Origin of the sequence: Bacillus cereus group sp. MYBK139-1, assembly GCF_051916915.1 — a bacterium.
In the GTDB taxonomy this organism is placed as follows: Bacteria; Bacillota; Bacilli; order Bacillales; family Bacillaceae_G; genus Bacillus_A; species Bacillus_A pacificus.
Genome location: NZ_JBQAHO010000004.1, coordinates 30015 through 52188, shown reverse-complemented (window position 1 = coordinate 52188; position 22174 = coordinate 30015). Strand labels below are relative to the sequence as shown.

The following is a 22174-nucleotide window of genomic DNA, read 5'->3' as shown; positions in this document are numbered from 1 at the left end:
AATTTCACTCACCGAGAAATGTGCATCATTTACCGAGCAAAAAGCCAGATTACCGTCCGCCATAGTCAATCTCCTTCAACTGACATCGCTTATTAAAGAAAGTTTTATATCCAAGCTGTAAGAAGATAATAACAGCAAAAGCGGTACTTCCTGAAATACCGAGTATAATTGCGATTTGATATTGAATGGCTGTAAATGGTGATACACCAGATAAGATTTGACCGGTCATCATGCCCGGTAAGCTTATAATTCCCATTCCGACCATAGAATTGATTGTTGGTAAAATAGCGGAGTCAAAAGCGTCGCGTATGAGCGGAGCAGCGGCTTCTTTCGGTGTGGCACCGAGCATAAGTGCCCCCTCGATTTGACCTCTTTGCGATTTCATATTGTTTAAGAACGTATTTGCACCGAGAGAAACACCTGTCATCGCATTCCCAACTAACATTCCGGTAATCGGAACAATATATTGCGGTGCATACCACGGATCGTGTCCGATAATAACAAAGATAAATAGTAGAAGTGGCCCAATTGATCCGGCTACCATGGAAAGGGCGGCTACTCGTTTTAATTCTTTAGACATTGGGATATTAACTCGTTTATAAATATTAAAAATTGCAAAGGTAGTAATAGAAGTAATAAGAGCAATTGTATAAAATGGATTACTATTTTCAAATACGTATGTAAGGACATAGGCAACGAGTACGAGCTGAATCGTCATACGGAACGTTGCGAGCGCGATTTGTTTTTCGCGAGGTATCCCTTTTAATTTCACGAGCCCGATTAAAATAAGAATGAAAATATATGCAGCGGCAAGTTGCCAAATTTGGAGTTCAATCACGCCCTTCAACTGAGAGCACTTCCTTTCTAGTTGCACCGTTTGCTTTACTAATCTCAATAATATCGTCTGCAATTTCTTCTGGAAGTTGTTGCGAGTGTGTGATAAAGATAACTGTTTTGTTCGTTTCTCTTGCTAGCGTAGTGAATTGTTTCATAACGCGTCGTTCTGTATCGCTATCCAGCGCCGAAGTTGGTTCATCTAATAAATAAACAGGTGGATCCATAAGTACGATACGTGCAAAAGCAAGTCGTTGTTTTTCCCCGCCTGATAATGAATTAGCGTTGTCTTCTAAATTTTTTTCTAAGCTAACAATCTTTAATACGCTTTGCAAAATATCATCATTTGGAAAGTTTTTTTCAGAAAGACGAAGTCCCATTAATAGATTGTCTTTAATGGTTCCATCGAAAATAGGTGGCGTTTGCCCAAGCATGACTACGTCACGTCGTAATTGAATAGGGGGATAGTCAGAAATTAATTTTCCGTTATATTCAATTGTTCCAGATGTTGGAGATTGTAAGTCATTTAACATACGGAGCAGTGTGCTTTTTCCGCTCCCACTCTCACCGATTATACATGTGATTTTTTCTTTTTGAATCTGTAAATAAGGAATGTGCAGTATATCTTTATATGTAACGTCTTTTAATATAAACATAGATGGCTCCTTTCTGATTCTAGTTCTATCGTATCAAAAAAGAGAAGGTAACGGTTATAAAGAGCAACGTTTTTTCTTCGTCTTGATTTCTATTAATAAGTTAAGTAAACGATCTAATTCTTGGCTGAAAGAAATTACTTTATGATGAGTGAATCCATATTGTTCAACGAGATGAATCAACTCTTTCTTCTTCGCTTCTATTCGATCGTTTAGTTTCGTTACGTTCATAAGTGAAATGGAATGCCTCCTGTAAAAGTATTTACAACACAAAAAATAAGACCGAATGAATTCGGCCTTAAAGGAAATAAAACAACTTATAAATAGCATACACTGTTTATTGGTAGTTTTTAATATAAAAATGAAAAATAAATCATGATTCATATTGAGAAAGATGTGTCTGATAATTATATTTTAACGAATAAGAGAGGCTGCCTACTTAGGAGACAGCCTGTAAAGTATTAACCGTTATGATATTTGTACATCCAGAGGATACCGGATTTTAGTAACCTTGGTACACGTCCCATTAATGGTTGGTTTGCTAGCAAACCAAAGCCATGCTTCTTACCAAGAGAGCCGAGAACACCTTTTAATTTAATGACAGGTAGTTCGTCAGGAAGTGGTTCATTATTCCAACGTTTTAATAATATTTGGACAATTTGTTCTCCTTGTCCTTCAGCAAGTTGTGCAGATGGTGCGTGTGGAAGTGCTGCACAATCTCCTACAACATATACGTGCTCGTTATTTGGAATATTGTGATATTTTGTTAAAACAACCCGTCCGCTACCATCTTGTTCAACTGGAAGGTTTCGAACAACTTCATTGGCTTGAATACCAGCTGTCCAGACGATTGCATCACATTCAAGTGGTTCATCGTGGTTGTACACAATATTTGGCTCTACTTTTGTAATGTTAGAGTTTCGTATGATAGTAACTTTATGTTTTACGAACCATTCTTCTACATATCTACTTAATTTCTCTGGATATGGGAATAGAATTCTATCTTTTCGATCAAATAAGTAGATTTTTAAATCAGAACGACTCTCGCGAAGTTCACTTGCAACTTCAACGCCACTTAATCCAGCGCCAACGACAGCTACTGTTGCATTTGGTTCTAGACTATTTAATTGTTCATATGTCTTACGTGTTTGTTCAATCGATTGTAGGCTATGTGTATATTCCTTCGCCCCAGGAACGTTATGGTATTTATCCTCACAGCCAAGTCCAATAATTAAATCATCATATTGGAGCGCTTCGCCGCCATCGAGATGAACAGCTTTTTCTTCGAGATCAATATTTGTTACTGTGCCGTATTGAATATTGAGGCGTGGGTGTTCAGGAAACGGTATACGAATATGCGTTTCTGAAATAGTACCCGCAACTAATGCATAATATTCAGTTTTGAAGCAATGATATGGTACTTTGTCGATTAATGTCACTTGTACATCATCTGGAAGTTGGTTGCTTGGAAGTAGCCGCTGCAGAATTCTCATTCCACCGTAGCCGCCACCTAATATTACGAGGTGTTTCATGATGGATTACCCCTTTTCTGTTGAAATATCCCCTAATCATAAAATTTTATATTAATAAAATATTTTGACTTTACTCAATCAAATTATATCGAATTTGTGAACAAATAACAATGCATGAATGAATACTCTGTTGTACAATAAGAAGAAAAGTAGAGTAAACTGTTTTTCTTATTTAGTTACCATTTCATCGCAAGTAGCATGTTATATAGAAGGAATCATCTATTTTGAAGTGAAATAATGAAGTAACTAAATAGTTTAGAAGGTGTAATGAAAACAACAAGAAACAGCTTAGTTTTTTTCTTATAGATGAAGTCAGAAAGTAATTTGTTTTGTAGTACAGGGGGGAGAATTTTGATTAAACCATTAATTGAATTTTGTGTAGGTAACCTTGCAAGTGGTTCACAAGCAGCTTTAGAGAAATTAGAAAAAGATCCGAATTTAGATGTAATGGAGTATGGTTGTTTAGGATATTGTGGCATTTGTTTTGAAGGACCGTTTGCACTTGTAAATGGTGAAGTAGTACAAGGTGCTACAGTAGAAGAACTTGTTAATAATGTATATGAGTATTTGGATGAAAATCCAATGTTTTAAGGTGTTGCAATCGGCAGCACCTTTTTATTTTTCTTATGAGATAAAATCTTCTTTCACAGGGGGATAATATTGTATATAAATAAAAAAAGGCCCTTTTAGAAGGGCTTTTTCTTACACAATTTGCGCAAGATTGGCTCATCGCCAAATGTTGTCAAATATTAGAAACGGGGGACATTCATATTGTGTTCTAAAAGCGTGCATTTTATACTTGAAATAACAAATTATTTTTGGAGTGAATACAAATGAGCCAATTTTCTTTTACAAAAATGCATGGTCTTGGCAATAGTTATATATATGTAAATATGTTTGAAGAACAAATTCCGGAAGAAGATTTAGCTCTTGTGGCGGAAAAGGTTTCAAATATTAATACTGGTATTGGAGCAGATGGAATGATTTTAATTTGTCCATCTGACGTAGCGCCGGTGAAAATGCGCATGTTTAATAATGATGGATCAGAAGGAAAGAGCTGTGGTAACGGTTTACGCTGCGTAGCGAAATATGCGTATGAGCATAAACTAGTAGAAGATACAGTTTTCACAATTGAAACGTTAGCTGGCATTGTAACGGCGGAAGTAACGGTAGAAGAAGGGAAAGTTACATTAGCGAAAATCGACATGGGAGCACCTCGTTTAACACGTGCAGAAATACCGATGCTTGGTGAAGGTGAAACACCATTTATTCGTGAAAACTTCTTATACAATAATCATCGTTATGCATTTACAGCTGTTTCAATGGGGAATCCGCATGCAGTTATTTTTGTTGATGATGTAGAACAAGCACCTCTTACAACGCTTGGTCCAGTCCTTGAGACACATGAAATGTTTCCGGAACGAGTAAATGTTGAATTCATCGAAATCTTAAATGAGGAAGAGATGAACTTCCGCGTTTGGGAACGTGGATCTGGTGTAACACAAGCTTGCGGAACAGGGGCGTGTGCTGCAGTTGTAGCCTCTATTTTAAATGGAAAGATGGAACGTGGTAAGGAAATTACAGTTCATTTGGCTGGCGGCGATTTAATGATTGCATGGACAGAAGAAGGCAATGTGTTAATGAAAGGACCAGCGGAAGTAATTTGCCGCGGAGTGTATGAGTACAAGATAGAAGCGTAAAGATGTATAATAGAATGAGAACAGAAAGGATGGTGTATTTCATGATTGAAGTTACAGAACAAGCAGCTTTTCAAATTAAAGATATGTTAAAAGATGCTGAAGATGGAGAGAAGTACGTGCGCCTTGCTGTACACGGCGGCGGATGTAGTGGTCTTTCTTACGGCTTAGGATTTGAAGTAGAACCAAAAGAAGACGACACAGTTCTTGAGTTTTTCGGTGTTGAATTTGTTATCGATAAAGAGAGTGCTCCAATTGTTAAAGGAGTAAAAATTGATTATAAACAATCTATGCTTGGCGGCGGATTCACAATTGACAATCCAAACGCAATCGCATCATGCGGATGTGGATCATCTTTCCGTACAGCGACGAATGCTGGTAAGCCAGAAGAGTGCTAAGTTTTTAGCAGGAATAGAAAAAGACCTTTTTAGCGATGGAATAAAATAATCGTTAAAAAGGTCTTTTCTTTTGGCGTAAAAGTCCAATTGGTAATGGCTCATTAAAGTTTTACTTTATCTTTGCATAAATGCAAGTATCAGTTAGTTGCTTGCCGTCAGCTGAAAGATCTTCATTACGTAATATCCCTTCAAGCTCAAAGCCTAGTTTTTCAGGAATCGCACGACTTTTCGTGTTATGAGATTCACATCGTATTTCGATCCTTCTAAAGTTGAATAACTGAAATCCAAGGTTTATTAACGTACTTACTGTTTCGGTCATATAGCCACTGCCACTAAATTGCGTGTTAACCCAGTACCCAATTTCACATTTAGAAACATTCCAATTAATTCGGTGAAGGCTAGCCGTTCCAACAAAATCATTCGTCTCCTTATGGTAGATAAGATAGCGAAAGCTTTCTCTTTTCAAAAAATCTAAATGCGCATTTCTCAGGAGAATTTCCGTTTCTTCAACCGTAGGAATTGACTGGAATAAAGACAACCATGGCTTTAATTCAAGAATTGAATCTTTAATAGCTTCATGTACTACATTCCCTTCACCAGCTTGAAGTGGTGCCCGAAGGATGAGTCTATCTGTTTCTATTTGTAACGGAACATCTAACAAAATGGGATTCATATTATTTCTCCTCTCAAAAGCCAGAAAACAATAAATATATATTCCATTCATCACTTAGAAATCCTTTTTCATCTAGTGACTTCTAATTTCTTTATCATTTATTTGAGCTTCAAGTTCTCTGTTTTCCAGTTATAATTGAAGGGCAGAAAGAGAGGATATATGCTGGAAAATATTTTTGAATTTATATTGAAGTACACTATAGGTCCTATTCTTAGATTTATAAGATACATTGTGATAGATATTATAATAGAATGCATAATAGAAGGTGTAATAAACGGTATAAGGAAATTACGTGATAAAGCCCATGATAAGTGGCGAAACTGGCGTGAAAGACGTTATTGGCGGTAATCGGTACATAAAAAATTGGTAGTAAAGAGATAGCGGAGAAAAAGCCTTAAGGGAGATGAATGATAAAATTCATCTCCCTTAAGGCTTTTTCTTTTGACATTATGTATACAAACGTATACACTTGTGATTGATAAAATAAATGTATACATTTGTATACAAAGGGGGATTTGAAATGAGAAAAGATAAGTTCATGAAAGAAGGACACCACCGTGGTGAGCGTCATAAAGGGAGAGATGGAGCGCATCATCGCGGACCGAAAACATTTCGACGCGGGAGAGCAATTGCTTTTTTAGAAATGATGAATTTGAAACGAGCGACAATTAAACAACAGTTAAGTGAGCCAGAATTCCAGTCTATTCAGCAAATTTTAATTGGGGAATTAAAGGCAATTGATATGGTTATTAATGAATTTACACAACTATTTGAAATACATGAGAGTGAAACAGAAGAAGTGCCTATGTTAGATGAGAAGGCAGATTTAGAGAAAGGGACTGCATCTGATGAAACAAATTAATCGTTATATTGATTCCGTATTTTGTAGTCAAGATACAATTTTGGATGAAGTGATTGCTTCCATAAAAGAAAACGAAATGCCGCCCATATCGGTATCGCCTTCTTCTGGTAAACTTTTGACGATGTTAGTTTCTATTTCTGGAGCGAAAGATATTTTAGAAATAGGTGCATTAGGTGGGTATAGCGGAATTTGTCTTGCGAAAGGTTTTGGAGAAGGGGGGACGTTAACTTCACTGGAACTAGAAGAAAAATATGCAAAGGTAGCACATAGCAATCTACATAAAGCGGGATTCGGAAAACAAGTGTTATATATGACTGGTGCTGCCTTACAAAGTCTTGAAATATTAGCTACAGGTAATAAGCGATTTGATTTTTTCTTTATCGATGCCGATAAGGAGAATTATGAAAATTACTTAACGTACTGCATTAAGCTTGCTAAGCCAGGTGCTTTAATTGTTACAGATAATGTTCTAGCTGGTGGTAGTGTAGCTGATGAAGGTGCGAAACAAAAACGTTATACAGAAGTTATGAAGAAGTTTAATGAAGTAGTAGCAGCTCATCCGAATTTAGAATCTGTACTTATTCCAATTGGTGACGGGATGACGGTTTCTAAAGTGAAGAAATAATTACTATCTTACAAAAGTGTAATGTTCATGTCATGTTTTTGAATTTCTTCTTTAAGCTCTGGGCTTTAAGATAACAATATAAGAAAAACACATGAGGTGAAGGAAATGAAAAGATATATTGCACTTTTTAGTATTTTAGTTGTATTTGCGAGTCTTTTAGTTGGCTGTGATTTAAATCGTATGGGTAAAGATGAGTACTACGTTCAAATTACAGTAGATGGAAAAGAGTATAATGGTAAATCTGATAATGGTGAACCATATAAAGATTACCAATATAAATTAACTGGATTTGATAAAGAAGGTAAAGAAAAAGAATTAGAATTTACTGCACAAAAAAATCTTCGTAAAGAAGCATTCTTACGCGTATATCACTCAGATAAAAAAGGTGTATCAGCTTGGGAAGAAGTAAAGAAAGACGAGCTTCCTGCGAAAGTGAAAGAAAAACTAGGCGTGAAATAAGAAAGAAAAGAGGAATTGACGAACAGGGTCAATTCCTTTTTATATTCTCAAAATCCTCTTCTGAAATGACTTTCAATCCATGTCTTTTGAATAAAGCAGTTGTTACCCCGTAACCAGTTTGTTTATTCCCGTTAAATTCTCCAGTGTAAATTGTAGAACTACCACAAGATGGACTACGTTCTTTCAAAATAATATATTCTGGTTGTAAATTTTTAATTTGTTCTAGCGCTTTATAAGCGCCACTCACGAAAGATTCCGTGACATCTTCACCGTCTTTTGTCATCACTTTTGCTTTTCCATCCAAAACGTCATCGCCATTCCCGCCGATAATCTCAGCCGAAGGACGAGGCGTTGGTAATCCTCCTAATACTTCAGGACAAATGAGGACTGTATCTTCTTGTTGCAGCAAATCCCCTATTTTTGAAACGAGATTGTCATTTCCATCATACCGACAAGCGATACCACCTAAACAAGCGCTAATTACGATCATATTTTCATCTCCACTAAAAAAATATTAAATAGCACGCCAAATTCCCTTCCTGCCTCTTACTTATAAATGAGGTGATAAAAATGGGAAGCTTATATAACTTAATGAAACCATATAGTGAATTTCGAAGTAAAGAAGAGTTTAATACATATCAAAAACAAGTTTTGAAACATTATCGATTTCAATTAAATAAAACGGATGCTACCATTATTCATTTTTTAGGAAAGTACGCGGTGAATGAGAAACAGAAAACAGTGGGAGTTGCTTGTCCGTTAATGGAGACAATTGCTATAAATGTTGGAAAAAGTATTCGTACAGTACGTCGCTCCATTGCAAAGTTAGAGGAATTAGGAATTATAAAGCGTGTTGCAACAAAAGAAAGACATAGGCGAGGCGGATATAGTGCGAACTTATATGTTTTTCTTACATCTGCAATTGACCGCATGGATGACCGTATGAGAATGTCCGCATGTGAAAGTGAGAATGATGCAGCTGGCTGTAGTAAAAATGAGCAAAAAAATGAGGGGGAAACAATTCTTTTTAAAAACTTTCCACAAATAAAAGAGAATAGAAAAGGAACGTACGAACTTGATGAGACGTATTGCCGTCATGATATACCGAAGCCTTTTATATATGCACTTCTACCGATGACGAGTAATCCGAAGAAGATCAATATATTTTGGAGTAAGGTGGAACTTGCATATAAAAAGAGTGGGTTACTAGAGCAAGGTGTTTTACTGGAGCAAATATTAGCTGATGAAGAAGTGTATGGAAATTTCATTTGGCGCGTGAAAAGCGTTGTGAGAGCGTATAAGTACGGAGAAATCCGTAAAAATGTGAAGGCTCTTTTATATAGTACAGTGCGGGATTTATTTTTAGAAGTTGGATTAGAATGGGGAGCAGCACTGAGAAGAAGTAAGGGGATACCGTTATTTGATCCGTTTAAAAAGGAGCCATGCGTATAACGCATGACTCCAAGTAGTTAATCAAACTTTCTTACAACTGGAACACGAATCGCTACAAATAGTACGAAGACGATAACGGCGATTGCACCACTTTTCATAACGGTTACGATTGGAATTCCAATTGCAAGCGCGATGGATGTGAATGCATAAGAAAGCGGGATAAAGCCCATTGATGATAGCATAAGCAAACTCATTACGCGCCCCATCATTTCTTCTTTTACTGTCGATTGAATCATCGCCATCAGTGGAACGATAGCCATTGCGATTGTAATACCGTAAAACATGCCAGCTAATAATGCTTGCCATAGTACAGTGCTAAAGTTGATGGATAAGAAGAAGACACCAGACAGTAGCATCATGATAATGCAAAATAGACCGCGTCTACGATTAATATTCTTTAAACCGACAATGACAGCGCCTATCGCCATTCCGCCTCCTACAGATGCTTCTAAGTAACTAAACTGAAGTGAGTCACCGTGCAGAACATTTTTAATGAAAAGCGGGAAACCGACTTGCATCGGACCGATTAAAAATAAGTTTAGAAAGGCGCTACAAATAAGGAAAGTTGAAAGAAATGGCGATTCCTTTACATATAAAATTCCTTCTTTAATAGAAGTGAACATGCCTTTGTCTGTATTTTGCTGCTCTGGCATCGTAAATTGTATTTTTTGAACGAGTATGGCTGCGACAATGAGTAATAAAATTGTAATCGAGAAAATCGTTTCATAGTTCGTAAATTTGATAAGAATGCCGCCAAGTACAGGGCCTAAGATGACCGATGCTTGGTTTGTCATTTGTGTAAGTGAGTTTGCTTGTGTTAAACGGCTTTTTTCGACAAGTTCAGGCAAGATAGATCCATCAGCTGACCAGAAAAAAGCATCAGCAAGCCCGAAGAATAAAGCGAATAAAGCAAATGTATATAGTGTTACATCACCTACGATAAACCATGTAAGGATGGTTGCGACAAGAATAGCACGAACAATATTAGAATAAAACATAATGTTTTTTTTCGGGAATTTATCAGCTACAGCGCCGCCGATAATCATAAAAATAAGCCTTGGAACACTAAGAGCTACGAAAACAACACCGAGTGATGCTTCAAGGTTTAATGTTTTTGCTATGTACCACGTTTGTGAAAAAGTAAAAAAGGCTAAAGCGAAACTTGAAAAAAGAGTAGCTGCCCAAAGAAAAAGGAAATTCGTATTTTTTAATAACGGTTTTCCGCTTCCTTCTAAAGCAGATTTATTTTGTTGTAGTTCCTCCATATTGCTTCCTTTCTATGCGACAAATTTAAACTAAAAAACTTGTTAACAATCACTTTATACAGTTTCTAATATTTCTATACTGCACTTTCTCATTGTAGACAATTATGTTGGATTTGCACAGTGGCTATTTAACGACAAAAGAGAAGATACCAAATGGTATCTTCTCTTTTGTCGTTTAGGCTAATGCAATATAAATATCCAATTGTGCGTTGTTTGGATCTGTTGCTTTTTCATCGTATAGCTCGAAGTCTATTGTGAAAGCACGTTTGTTTTCTTTTGACCATTTCCAAATATATTCCCAAGCTTCGCAAACGACTTCAGCAATTGGTCCTTTTCTTGTTGTAAATACCGCATACGTAGCGGCAGGTATTGTTAAAGTTGTCATATTTTCAGGAACGTCTTCTAATGAAGAAACGGGCATACCGATTGTGAATTGATATGTACCAGTTTCGTCTGATTTGTAGTTTGAGTAGAAAGCGAATGTTTCTTTCGTTTGTTGATTTGGGATGTGATGCATGAGTTGTTCTTGGAAGTAGCGGTTCCAAAGACCAGGAATTTTTCCTTCAGTAGATGCCTCTTTTTCGTTGGTCGTCGTAATCGAAATGCCTATTGCTTGGAAAGCTTCTTTTTTTACTATAATTGGTTCGTTTATCATAAAAAATTCCTCCTCCAAAACGAGAACGTTTGTTCTTATGTTAAAAATATAACATATTTTTACATATAACGGTTACTGTTTTTCGAAAATTTTAATGATAAATAACAAACTGAAATAAGTAAAAAATGGTAAATTCCCTATTGCTTGTATAAATAGATTAGGGAGTATGTTAAGATTTTTATGTATCCTTTAACTGTTATATAAATCTATACAATTAGATGCTTTTTACTATATTAAAAAGTAGTAAAGGTTTGTATAAGTATCCGATATATATGCTATTTTTGATAAATTAAAATAGTAATATTCTATAAGATTTGCATTGTTGAAATAAAGGTTTCAATGAGAAATCTTCATAGGACGGATTGTTGCGAGTGGATATATATTGTTATGTTTTTGTCTATAAGTAGACGGATAGCAAATATATAGAAAGGAGAAAGGTAAAAAATATGAAGAAATCGTTGAAGTGTTTTAATGTCGTAACAATAATCGCGCTTCTCCTATCCATCATATTGCCTTCACCTAGTGCTTTTGCTACAGAGATAAATAAGAAGAACTGGGATGAGTTACAAGGAAATGATGTGAGAATTAAGGCAAAGCAAGTAAATGCTGAAATATATAAGGGAGAAGTGGCTGAGAGGGAGCACGTATTTCAATATACGATTGAAAATACGGGAGATACACCAATTCAAGAATTGGTACTTAAACAAAGTAATGAAAATGAAATTACGTTTCTTTCACAATCTGTGAAAGTAAACGGAGAGAAGTTACCTGAAAATAAGGTAAATGATTACTATATTGAAGAAAAAGATAAGGGAGGAAAGCTTCTTTCTTCAAATCTTAAAATTCAAGATTTAAAATCACATAAAAAAATAACGGTGTTAATAAAAGCTAGTCGCACGCAGCATTTTAATAAAGAATACAAACAAAAGATTAGCGTGCAAAAAGATCAAGTACAAATAGGGAACATGTCTGTAGATGTTGAAGGGATTCCTTCTGAAGACAAGGTTGAAGCTAATGCCGATGATGAGGCTGACAGTAGTAAGAAAGAAGTCGATCCATCAGCTGGTAATACAATTAAAAAAGTTGATGAAAAGCTAAAAGTATCTGTAGAGGATAAAAATAAATCTGCATCAAAAACAGAACTGCCAAAACAACCAGTAGCTGAAGATGAGAAGCAGCTAGAAAAAGAGGCAGAAAAGCAGAATGGTACAGAAGTACAAACTGCATCAGAGAATGCTTCAAAGGTTAAAATCCAAGTAGGAGATAAGCAAGGGTTTGGAGATCCACTGTATTCTGTAATTACTGCTGGTAATTTAGTACAGACTGGTAATGTGACACTTGGGTTAACAGATAATCATTATACTAGGCAAAGTGTGGGCGGAAAAATAAATAAACAAGCTGTAGATGTTGATAATGATGATACTACATTTAATTCATCAACAGGTGCTTTTCCTAACATCCCTGCTGGAAGTAAAGTGAAAAAGGCGTATTTATTTTGGACAGCAGCTATGGGGACTCCAGGTGATGCAAGGCCAGATTATAGAGTTAGCGATGAAGATGTAAGACAGCCCGTTAAAATGAAAATGGGAAATAAGCAATACGCTGAAATAAGTGCCGATAGTATACGAAAAGCAGACTATTTACCGTATATTGCAAATCACTACAGCAGTGGTGCAGGATATGTTGCATATGCTGATGTGACGAATGTAATTGCAAAACAAGGCATTTCTCAAACGGTGACAGTTGCGAATGTACCACAAATTAAATATGAAAAGGGTAGTGGCTACTACTGGGGCAACTGGAATCTTATATTAGTCTATGAAAACTATAAAGAAACCGTAAAAGATATGAAAGTTTGGGAAGGTTTAGTTTCTCAAAAAAGTACAGCTTGGGCAGATATTAATGTTAATAAAATAAACACACCGAAAGAAGGGGCTTTTAAGGCGAAATTTAGTTATTTCTCGTCACAAGGAGATCCTGCTGATAATGATGGATATGCCTATGATTATGGAGAATATGACTTTGGATTAGGATATCAAAAGTTAAAAAATATTAACGGTAAAGATAATGATGTTAATGACTCGTCTATGACAGAAGTACAAGTGGATGGTACTAACGAGTTTGTTACAAAAAAATATCCGGGATATAACCCAGATTGGACAAATTCATTTAGTACTGATATTCATACGTATCATCTTGAAGGTCCAAAACAAGTGAAAAATGATCTAAAAGAAGGAAAGCTGCGTTTTAGAGCATACGGTGGTGGCGGTGATATTTACGTACTAAACAATACCACATTCGTCACAGAGCATAATGCACCAAACTTACAAGTTGATAAAAAGGCGTTAGATAGCGCCGGAAAAGAAATTAAGGAAGTTAAAGCTGGCGAAGAGATTACGTACCAAATTGAAGTGAAAAATGATACGAAGAACAATCAAGCGCCGGTATCTAATGTAAAAGGCTTTGATAAATTAGATGATCACTTAGAGTACGTCCCGGGGTCCATTCAATATGTTACTGGTAGTAATAAAGGGCAAAAAACTGATGATGCGAACGATGATGAAGCAGAGTTTGTAAATAATCAAATTGATTTTCGTATTGGTGAAGGGGCAGATGCTAAAGACGGTGGCGTTTTACAGCCTGGTGAAAGTGCCGTTATTACATTTAAGGCGAAAGTGAAAGAGTCTATACAATCAGATACAAAAGTAAAAAATGTTGTTGCTGTAAAGGGACAAGATAGTGCCGAGATAAAGTATGAGAGTGAAGACGATGCAAATGTTACGGTTACGATTCCAAAAGAGATTCATGGAGAAATAGAAGCGACAAAAGTGGCTTCTAATAAAACACCGATTGTAGGTGACGAGGTAGAGTATCGTATTAGTTTTAAAAACATTATCAAAGATGGACGTCTAGATGTATTGACGATTGAAGACGAATTACCGAGTAGTCTTGAATTTGTAAAAGGTAGTTTGAAAGCTGAAGGTATACAACCAGAGCCGATAGAACTGAAATTTGAAAAAGGAAAAATCATTGCAAAGTATCCAGCAATTACGGATATGGAAGAAAGAAGCATCGTCTTTAAAACAAAGGTAAAAGAAACTGCAAAAATTGGTGAAGAAATTGTTAACAAAGCAATTGTTAGTGATAAAACAAATCCACCAAAGAATCTAGAAGAAAAGATTACACCACAGTATAAGGCCGGTAAAATTGATGCAAAGAAAAAAGCAACAAATAAGAAGCCGAAGCTAGGAGAAGAAGTTGAATATGAAATTAGCTTCAAAAATACGGTGGAAAATGGAAAACTAGAGGCAGTTACAATAGAAGATGAAATTCCAGCTAACTTAGAATTTGTTCCAGGTAGTGAGAGAGCTGAAGGTGCTGGACCAAGTCCAGTAGAGTTAAAAGTAGAAAGTGGTAAGGTAATCGCAAAATATCCAGAGATTACGGATACGAAAGAGCGAAGCATTACTTTTAAAGTGAAAGTAAAAGAAGAAGCAAAAGTAGGAGAAACAATTGTTAATAAAGCAATTGTGAGCAATCCGAATGTTCAGTCGGAGCATCCAGAAGAAAAGATTACGCCGGATTATAAATACGGTAAAGTGGATGTAGACAAAAGTGTAACGAATCAAACACCAAAACTAGGAGAAGAAGTGGAGTACCGCATTACATTTCATAATACGGTAGAAAACGGAAAACTAGAAAATGTACTGGTAGAAGATACATTACCTAAAGATGTTGAATACGTAAAAGATAGTTTGAAAGCTGAAGGCATCAAACCAGAGCCAGTAGAGCTAAAAATGGAAGATGGTAAAGTAATTGCAAAGTATCCAGAAATTACGGATACAGAAAAAAGAAGTATTGTTTTTAAAGTGAAAGTAAAAGATTCGGCAAAAGTAGGGGAGGCAATTGTAAATAAAGCAATTGCAAAAGATCCGAAAAATGAGCCTGTTGAATCAAAAGTTGTTATTACACCGCAAAGTAAAAAAGGGGAAATTGCCGCTACAAAGGTAGTTAATAATAAGAAACCAAAGCTAGAAGAAGAAATTGAGTACCGCATTAGTTTTCATAATATGGTAGAGAACGGAAAACTAGAAGAGGTGCGAGTGGAAGATACAATTCCAAAAGGTCTTGAATATGTAGAAAATAGCATCAAGGCTGAAGGGGAAGCACCTGAACCAGTAGAATTAGCTGTTGAAAATGGAGTAGTTAAAGCTAAGTATATCGATATTACGGATACGAAAGAAAGAAGTATCGTCTTTAAAGTAAAGGTGAAAGAAGAGGCAGAAGTAGGTAAAGAAATTGTGAATAAAGCAATTGTTGATGATACGAAACATCAACCAATTGAGCCGGAAGAAAGAATTACTCCGCAATATAAAGATGGGATCATTGATGCGGCTAAGGTAGTAGATAATCCATCACCAAAACTAGGAGAAGAAGTGGAATACCGAATTAGCTTTAAGAATACGGTAGAAAACGGAAGACTAGAAAAGGTAAAAATAGAGGATACAATTCCTAACGGTTTAGAGTATGTAAAAGATAGTGAAAAGGCAGAAGGCGATAAACCGACTCCAGTAAAGTTACATGTGAAAGATGGAAAAGTTATCGCTGAATACGAAAATATTACGGATACGAAAGAAAGAAGTATCGTCTTTAAAGTAAAGGTGAAAGAAGAAGCGGAAGTAGGTAAGGAGATTGTCAATAAGGCAATTATTGATGATATGAAAGATTTGAAAGAGCCAGAAGCAAAAATTACGCCATTACATAAAGATGGAAAAATTAAAGCGAAGAAAAGCGTAAATAATGAAACGCCGAAGTTAGGAGAAGAAGTAGAATACCGAATTAGCTTTAAAAATACGGTAAAGAACGGAAAACTAGCAGAGGTGAAAATAGAAGATACGTTACCAGAAGGTTTAGAGTATGTAGAAAATAGTTTGAAAGCAGAAGGTGCCGGACCAAATCCAGTAGAGTTGAAAGTGGAAAATGGTAAGGTAATGGCAAAGTATCCAGCAATTACGGATACAGAAGAAAGAAGTATTACTTTTAAAGTAAAGGTAAAAGAAGAAGTAAAAGTCGGTGAGAAAATCGTCAATAAAGCAACTATTAATGATTCGCAAAACAAGCCAGTTAATCCGACAGCGGAAATTATTCCTCAGTATAAAGATGGAAAACTTGAAGCGAAAAAGACAGTAAATAATGTATCACCGAAGTTAGAAGAAGAAGTAGAATACCGAATAAGCTTTAAGAATACGGTAGAGCACGGAAAGCTAGCAGAGGTAAAAATAAAAGATGATTTACCAAATGGATTAGAGTACGTGAAAGGTAGTTTACAAGCGGAAGGTTCTAAGCCGGATCCGGTGGAATTGAAATTTGAAAACGGTAAGGTAATGGCGAAGTATCCAGAGATTACGGATACAAAAGAGAGAAGTATTACCTTTAAAGTGAAAGTAAAAGGTAACGTGAGCGATACAATTGTTAATGAAGCAATTGTGAGTGATACGAAACATCCACCAGAGACACCGAAAGCAGAAATTATTCCGCAGCATAAAGATGGAAAACTTGAAGCGAAAAAAGTAGTAAATAATCTATTACCTAAGTTAGGAGAAGAAGTAGAATATCGAATTAGCTTTAAAAATACGGTGGAAAACGGAAAACTAGCAGAGGTAAAAATAGAAGATACGTTACCAGAAGGTTTAGAGTATGTAGAAAACAGTTTGAAAGCAGAAGGTGCCGGAACAGATTCAGTAGAACTGAAATTTGAAAACGGTAAGATAATGGCCAAATATCCAGCAATTACGGATAGAGAAGAAAGAAGTATCATCTTTAAAGTGAAAGTAAAAGCTGAAGTGAAAATCGGTGAAAAAATCGTCAATAAAGCAATTATTGATGATACGAAAAATGAGCCAGAAACATCGACGGCAGAAATTACTCCGCAGCATAAAGATGGAAAAGTTGAAGCAAAAAAAGTAGTAAATAATTCATCACCGAAGTTAGGAGAAGAAGTAGAATACCGAATTAGCTTTAAAAACACGGTAGAAAACGGAAAACTAGCAGAGGTGAAAATAGAAGATAATTTACCGAATGGATTAGAGTATGTGAAAGACAGTGTGAAAGCAGAAGGAGCTAAGCCAGAGCCGGTAGAGTTGCAAGTGAAAGATGGAAAAGTAATTGCCAAATATCCAGAGATTACGGATAGAGAAGAAAGAAGTATCATCTTTAAAGCGAAAGTAAAAGAAGACTTCAAAGTTGGGGAAGGTATTGTTAATAAAGTAGTTGTTGATGATACGAAGAATCCAACGACCTCAGAGGTAACGATTACCCCAGAATATAAAGACGGTAAGCTGAAAGCTGAGAAATTTGTAAATAATAAGAAGCCGAAATTAGGAGAAGAAGTAGAATACCGAATTCGTTTTAAAAATACGGTAGAAAACGGAAAACTAGTAGAGGTTAAAGTAGAAGATGAAATTCCAGCTGGATTAGAGTATGTGGAGAACAGTTTAAAAGCAGAAGGTTCTAAACCGGATCCAGTAGAACTGAAAGTGGAAAACGGCAACGTAATGGCAAAGTATCTAGAAATTACGGATACGAAAGAAAGAAGCATTGTCTTTAAAGCGAAAGTAAAAGAAGAGGCAGAAATAGGTAAGGAAATTGTCAATAAGGCAATCGTAGTAGATACAAAAAATGAGCCAGAAGAACCTTATGTGGAAATTACTCCGCAATATAAAGACGGTAAAGTTGTTGCTCAGAAAGTGGCGAATAATCATAAACCAAAACTAGGAGAAGAAGTAGAATACCGAATTCGTTTTAAAAACACAGTAGAAAACGGAAAACTAGTAGAGGTAAATATAAAGGATACGTTACCAAATGGTTTAGAGTATGTAGAAGGAAGCATCACGGCAGAAGGTTCTAAACCGAAACCAGAAGAGCTACAGGTGAAAAATAATAAGGTAATGGCAAAATATCCAGCAATTACAGATACAGAGGAAAGAAGCATTGTCTTTAAAGCGAAGGTAAAAGAAAGCGTAAAAGTGGGGGAAGAAATCGTAAATGAGGCGATTGTGGATGATACAAAGAATGTACCAGAAAAGCCTTATGTACCGATTACACCGCAATACAAAGATGGGAAAATTGAGGCAAGAAAAGAAGTAAGTAATCACGAACCGAAGCTAGGCGAGGAAATCGAATATCGAATTATTTTTAATAATACGGTGAAGGATGGAAAGCTAGCAGAGGTGAAGATAGAAGATGAAATTCCAGCTGGTTTAGAGTTTGTACAAGGCAGTGAAAAGGCGGAAGGTGACGAGCCGAAACCAGTAGAGTTGAAAGTAGAAAATGGCAAGGTAATCGCAACATATTCAGAGATTATTGATACGAAAGAAAGAAGTATTGCTTTTAAAGTAAAGGTGAAAGATTCAGTTGCAATAGGTAAGGGGATTACAAATAAAGCGATTATTCATGTGGATGATCCAAATCACCCTATAATTGAACCGACAGCTAAAATTACACCTCAATATAAAGATGGTAAAGTTAAAGCTGATAAAAAGGTAAGTAAAAAAGATCCAAAGCTGGGGGAAGAAATTGAATACCGCATTTCATTTCATAATACGGTGAAAGATGGAAAACTGGCAGAGGTGAAGATAGAAGATGAAATTCCTTCTGGTTTAGAATATGTGAAAGATAGTCTAAAAGCAGAAGGTGATGAGCGGGCGCCAGTAGAGTTGAAAGAAGAAGCTGGTAAGGTTACCGCGAAGTATGAAAATATTACTGACACGAAAGAAAGAAGTATTATCTTTAAAGTGAAGGTGAAAGATTCAGTTGAAGTGGACAAAGCAATTGTAAATAAAGCAATTGTTGATGATACAAAAAATCCACCAGAGCGACCAGAAGTAGATATTACACCGCAGCATAAAGACGGTAAAGTTAAAGCCGATAAAAAGGTAAGTAAAAAGGATCCAAAGCTAGGAGAAGAAGTAGAGTATCAAATTCGTTTTAAAAATATGGTAGAAAACGGAAAACTAGCAGAAGTGAAAATTGAGGATCAATTACCAACTGGTTTAGAGTATGTGAAGGATAGTTTAAAATCAGAAGGTAATGAACCAAATCCAGTAGAGTTAAAAGAAGAAGCTGGGAAAATTACAGCGAAGTATGAGAATATCACTGATACAGCTGAGCGTAGTATTATCTTTAAAGTGAAAGTAACGGAAGTAGCAAAAGTCGGTAAGAAAATCGTGAATACGGCAATTGTGGATGATGATAATCCGAAGAACCCTCCGCAAAAACCAGAAGCAATTATTACGCCGGAGTATAAGGATGGAAAACTAAAAGCTGATAAAACAGTAAATAATCCAGCTCCAAAATTAGGAGAAGAAGTAGAGTATCGAATTACTTTCCGTAACGTAGTAGAGCATGGAAAAGTAGCGAAGGTGAAGATTAAGGATGAATTACCAAATGGCTTAGAGTTTGTGGAAGGTAGTGAAAGAGCCGAGGGAGAGAATCCGAAACCGTTGCATGTGAAAGTGAAAAACGGAATCGTTCTTGCAGAATATCCAGAAATTACGGATATGAAAGAAAGAAGTATCGTCTTTAAAGTGAAAGTGAAAGAAAAAGCTAAAGTAGGCGAAGAGATTGTGAACAAGGCGATTGTGGAAGATACAAAAAATCCACCAGAGCAACCGAATATCTCTATTCAGCCTCAATATAAAGATGGTGCATTACAAGCAGAAAAAACAGTAAGTAATCATGAACCGAAGTTAGGAGAAGAAGTAGAATATCGAATTAGCTTTGAAAATACGGTAGAAAACGGAAAACTAACTGAGGTGAAGGTAGAAGATGAGATTCCAGCCGGTTTAGAATACGTACAAGATAGTATAAAGTCTGATGGGCCGGAACCAAATCCAGTGGAACTTAAAGTAGAGAATGGAAAAGTAACAGCAAAGTATCCGGAAATTACAGATACGAAAAAAAGAAGCATCATCTTTAAAGTGCGAGTACAAGAAACGGTACAAGTAGGAAAAGAAATTATAAACAAGGCGATTGTAGATGATAATAATCCGAAGACTCCGCCAGTTGAGCCACTTATACCAATTACGCCGCAATATAAAGATGGGAAACTAGAAGCAAGGAAAGAAGTAAGTAATCATGAACCGAAACTAGGAGAAGAAATCGAATATCGAATTACTTTTAACGGCACAGTGGATGGCGGGAAGTTAGTTGATGTGAAAATTGAAGATGAGATTCCAGCCGGTTTAGAATATGTGCAAGATAGTTTGGAAGCTGTAGGTGACAAGCCTGCACCAACAGAGCTTAAAGTAGAGAATGGAAAAGTAATAGTGAAGTATTCAGATATTATGGATACGAAAGAAAGAAGTATCATCTTTAAAGTGAAGGTGAAAGAAACAGTAAAAGTTGGAGGGGAAATAACAAATAAAGCGATTATTCATGTGGATGATCCGAACCATCCAGTTACGGAACCGACAGCGACAATAAAGCCAGAATATAAAGATGGTAAGTTAAAAGCAACGAAGACGGTAAGTAACAAAGAACCGAAGCTAGGAGAAGAAGTAGAATATCGAATTAGCTTTAAAAATACGGTAGAAAACGGAAAAATAGCCGTGGTTAAGGTAGAAGATGAAATTCCAACCGGTTTAGAATACGTGCAAGACAGCCTTAGATTTGAAGGTGCCGAGCCAAATCCAGTAGAGTTAAAAATGGAGTTTGGAAAAGTGACTGCTACGTATATAGACATTATGGATAGAAAAGAACGTAGTGTTATTTTTAAGGCGAAGGTAAAAGAAACGGTTAAAATTGGTGAGGATATCGTGAATACGGCGATTGTGGGAGATACAATAAACCAACCAGAAGAACCGATTGTTTCAATAACACCGCAGTATAAAGATGGTATGCTTGAAGCAAAAAAAGAAGTAAGTAATAAAGAACCGAAGCTAGGAGAAGAGGTCGAATACCGAATTAGCTTTAAAAATACGGTAGAAAACGGAAAGCTAGCAGAGGTGAAAATTGAGGATCAATTACCAACTGGCTTAGAGTATGTGAAAAATAGCGTAAAAGCCAAAGACGCAATAGAAGTAAAAGTAGAGAATGGAAAGCTAACTGCAAAGTACGAAAATATTATAGATACAAAAGAAAGAAACATTACTTTTAAAGTGAAAGTAAAAGAAAAAGCCGGTGAAGAAATTGTGAATAGAGCGATTGTTGATGATGGAATAAATCAACCGCTTGAACCAACAGTCTCAATTAAGCCGAAAGAGCCGGAAGTGAAACCGGAAGATCCAAAAGAGCCAGAAGTGAAACCGGAAGATCCGAGAGAGCCAGAAGTGAAACCGGAAGATCCAAAAGAGCCAGAAGTGAAACCGGAAGATCCAAAAGAGCCAGAAGTGAAACCGGAAGATCCGAAAGAGCCAGAAGTGAAACCGGAAGATCCAAAAGAGCCAGAAGTGAAACCGGAAGATCCGAGAGAGCCAGAAGTGAAACCGGAAGATCCAAAAGAGCCAGAAGTGAAACCGGAAGATCCGAAAGAACCAGAAGTGAAACCGGAAGATCCAAAAGAGCCGGAAGTGAAACCGGAAGATCCGAAAGAACCAGAAGTGAAACCGGAAGATCCAAAAGAGCCAGAAGTGAAACCGGAGGATCCGAAAGAACCAGAAGTGAAACCGGAAGATCCGAAAGAACCAGAAGTGAAACCGGAGGATCCGAAAGAACCAGAAGTGAAACCGGAAGATCCAAAAGAACCAGAAGTGAAACCGGAGGATCCGAAAGAGCCAGAAGTGAAACCGGAAGATCCAAAAGAGCCGGAAGTGAAACCGGAGGATCCGAAAGAGCCGAAGGAACCAGAGGTGAAACCAGAAAATCCAGAAGTCAGATTGGAAAAATTAATTAAAGAGCCGCAAGTAAAAGTAGAAAGAGAATTACCTAAAACAGGGGCAGCATCTCCATTGATGATGTCAGTTGGTGCGGGAATTTCATTCTTAGTTGGCGGAGTATTATTCATATTAGGTAGAAGAAGAAAACAATAATTCTTTTTTAGGTGAAAAGCACGATGAGTTCGATCTTGTATT

Annotated in this window: 17 protein-coding genes; 9 read left to right on the top strand and 8 right to left on the bottom strand. The window is 36.5% G+C overall.

The window, feature by feature from the left end; translation table 11 throughout:
• Positions 1-49: 49 nt before the first annotated feature.
• The 4 genes from ACTFRS_RS20795 to ACTFRS_RS20780 form a co-directional block, all read right to left on the bottom strand.
• Positions 50-847, bottom strand: a complete 798-nt coding sequence (locus ACTFRS_RS20795) for an ABC transporter permease (protein WP_000679255.1) — start codon at positions 845-847, stop codon at positions 50-52.
• A complete protein-coding gene (locus ACTFRS_RS20790; RefSeq protein WP_440025106.1) occupies positions 831-1490 on the bottom strand; it encodes an ABC transporter ATP-binding protein in 660 nt (219 codons plus the stop codon). Before ACTFRS_RS20790 ends, ACTFRS_RS20795 begins: the two co-directional genes overlap by 17 nt.
• 54 nt (positions 1491-1544) lie before the next feature.
• Positions 1545-1718, bottom strand: coding sequence for an aspartyl-phosphate phosphatase Spo0E family protein (locus tag ACTFRS_RS20785; protein WP_001103326.1), 174 nt, complete (start codon positions 1716-1718; stop codon positions 1545-1547).
• Positions 1719-1948: 230 nt separating this feature from the next.
• Positions 1949-3019, bottom strand: coding sequence for an NAD(P)/FAD-dependent oxidoreductase (locus tag ACTFRS_RS20780; protein ID WP_139868187.1), 1071 nt, complete (start codon positions 3017-3019; stop codon positions 1949-1951).
• A gap of 351 nt (positions 3020-3370) precedes the next feature.
• On the opposite strand from ACTFRS_RS20780, the gene ACTFRS_RS20775 reads away from it, so the two are divergent.
• From ACTFRS_RS20775 to ACTFRS_RS20765, 3 genes are all read left to right on the top strand, one after another.
• Positions 3371-3610: a YuzB family protein gene (locus tag ACTFRS_RS20775; protein WP_000595026.1), complete on the top strand. Its 240-nt coding sequence runs from the start codon at positions 3371-3373 to the stop codon at positions 3608-3610.
• Between the two features lie 242 nt (positions 3611-3852).
• The gene (gene dapF / locus ACTFRS_RS20770; RefSeq protein ID WP_000077386.1) at positions 3853-4719 is read left to right on the top strand and encodes a diaminopimelate epimerase; all 867 of its coding nucleotides are present in this window, start codon (positions 3853-3855) and stop codon (positions 4717-4719) included.
• Positions 4720-4760: 41 nt separating this feature from the next.
• The gene (locus tag ACTFRS_RS20765; protein WP_000573822.1) at positions 4761-5114 is read left to right on the top strand and encodes a HesB/IscA family protein; all 354 of its coding nucleotides are present in this window, start codon (positions 4761-4763) and stop codon (positions 5112-5114) included.
• 109 nt (positions 5115-5223) lie between these two features.
• Here ACTFRS_RS20765 and ACTFRS_RS20760 read toward each other — a convergent pair whose 3' ends face one another.
• A complete protein-coding gene (locus ACTFRS_RS20760) occupies positions 5224-5787 on the bottom strand; it encodes a GNAT family N-acetyltransferase (protein ID WP_087954977.1) in 564 nt (187 codons plus the stop codon).
• Positions 5788-5946: 159 nt separating this feature from the next.
• Between ACTFRS_RS20760 and ACTFRS_RS20755 the strand changes: the two genes are divergently transcribed.
• The 4 genes from ACTFRS_RS20755 to ACTFRS_RS20740 all read left to right on the top strand — a co-directional run bounded on the left by ACTFRS_RS20755 (position 5947) and on the right by ACTFRS_RS20740 (position 7733).
• Positions 5947-6135 (top strand): hypothetical protein, encoded by a 189-nt coding sequence (locus ACTFRS_RS20755; protein WP_139868183.1) that lies wholly within the window; start codon positions 5947-5949, stop codon positions 6133-6135.
• 172 nt (positions 6136-6307) lie between these two features.
• Positions 6308-6649 carry a hypothetical protein gene (locus tag ACTFRS_RS20750; protein ID WP_431085345.1) on the top strand — a complete coding sequence of 114 codons (342 nt, stop codon included), beginning with the start codon at positions 6308-6310 and terminating at the stop codon, positions 6647-6649.
• Positions 6636-7274 (top strand): O-methyltransferase, encoded by a 639-nt coding sequence (locus tag ACTFRS_RS20745; protein WP_139868179.1) that lies wholly within the window; start codon positions 6636-6638, stop codon positions 7272-7274. The genes ACTFRS_RS20750 and ACTFRS_RS20745 overlap by 14 nt, the downstream gene beginning before the upstream one ends.
• A gap of 105 nt (positions 7275-7379) precedes the next feature.
• The gene (locus ACTFRS_RS20740; protein ID WP_070145328.1) at positions 7380-7733 is read left to right on the top strand and encodes a YxeA family protein; all 354 of its coding nucleotides are present in this window, start codon (positions 7380-7382) and stop codon (positions 7731-7733) included.
• A gap of 28 nt (positions 7734-7761) precedes the next feature.
• Here ACTFRS_RS20740 and ACTFRS_RS20735 read toward each other — a convergent pair whose 3' ends face one another.
• Complete coding sequence (locus ACTFRS_RS20735; protein WP_139868177.1) at positions 7762-8223, bottom strand: DUF523 domain-containing protein; 462 nt, start codon at positions 8221-8223, stop codon at positions 7762-7764.
• 80 nt (positions 8224-8303) lie between these two features.
• Here ACTFRS_RS20735 and ACTFRS_RS20730 point away from each other — a divergent pair, with 80 nt between their 5' ends.
• Positions 8304-9185, top strand: coding sequence for a helix-turn-helix domain-containing protein (locus ACTFRS_RS20730; RefSeq protein ID WP_440025108.1), 882 nt, complete (start codon positions 8304-8306; stop codon positions 9183-9185).
• Positions 9186-9202: 17 nt separating this feature from the next.
• Here ACTFRS_RS20730 and ACTFRS_RS20725 read toward each other — a convergent pair whose 3' ends face one another.
• Together ACTFRS_RS20725 and ACTFRS_RS20720 are read right to left on the bottom strand one after the other, a co-directional pair.
• On the bottom strand, positions 9203-10450 hold the full coding sequence (locus ACTFRS_RS20725) for an MFS transporter (RefSeq protein ID WP_014893441.1): 1248 nt from the start codon (positions 10448-10450) through the stop codon (positions 9203-9205).
• Between the two features lie 175 nt (positions 10451-10625).
• A complete protein-coding gene (locus tag ACTFRS_RS20720) occupies positions 10626-11105 on the bottom strand; it encodes a GyrI-like domain-containing protein (protein ID WP_139868171.1) in 480 nt (159 codons plus the stop codon).
• Positions 11106-11551: 446 nt separating this feature from the next.
• Here ACTFRS_RS20720 and ACTFRS_RS20715 point away from each other — a divergent pair, with 446 nt between their 5' ends.
• On the top strand, positions 11552-22132 hold the full coding sequence (locus ACTFRS_RS20715) for an isopeptide-forming domain-containing fimbrial protein (protein ID WP_440025110.1): 10581 nt from the start codon (positions 11552-11554) through the stop codon (positions 22130-22132).
• Positions 22133-22174 lie beyond the last annotated feature (42 nt).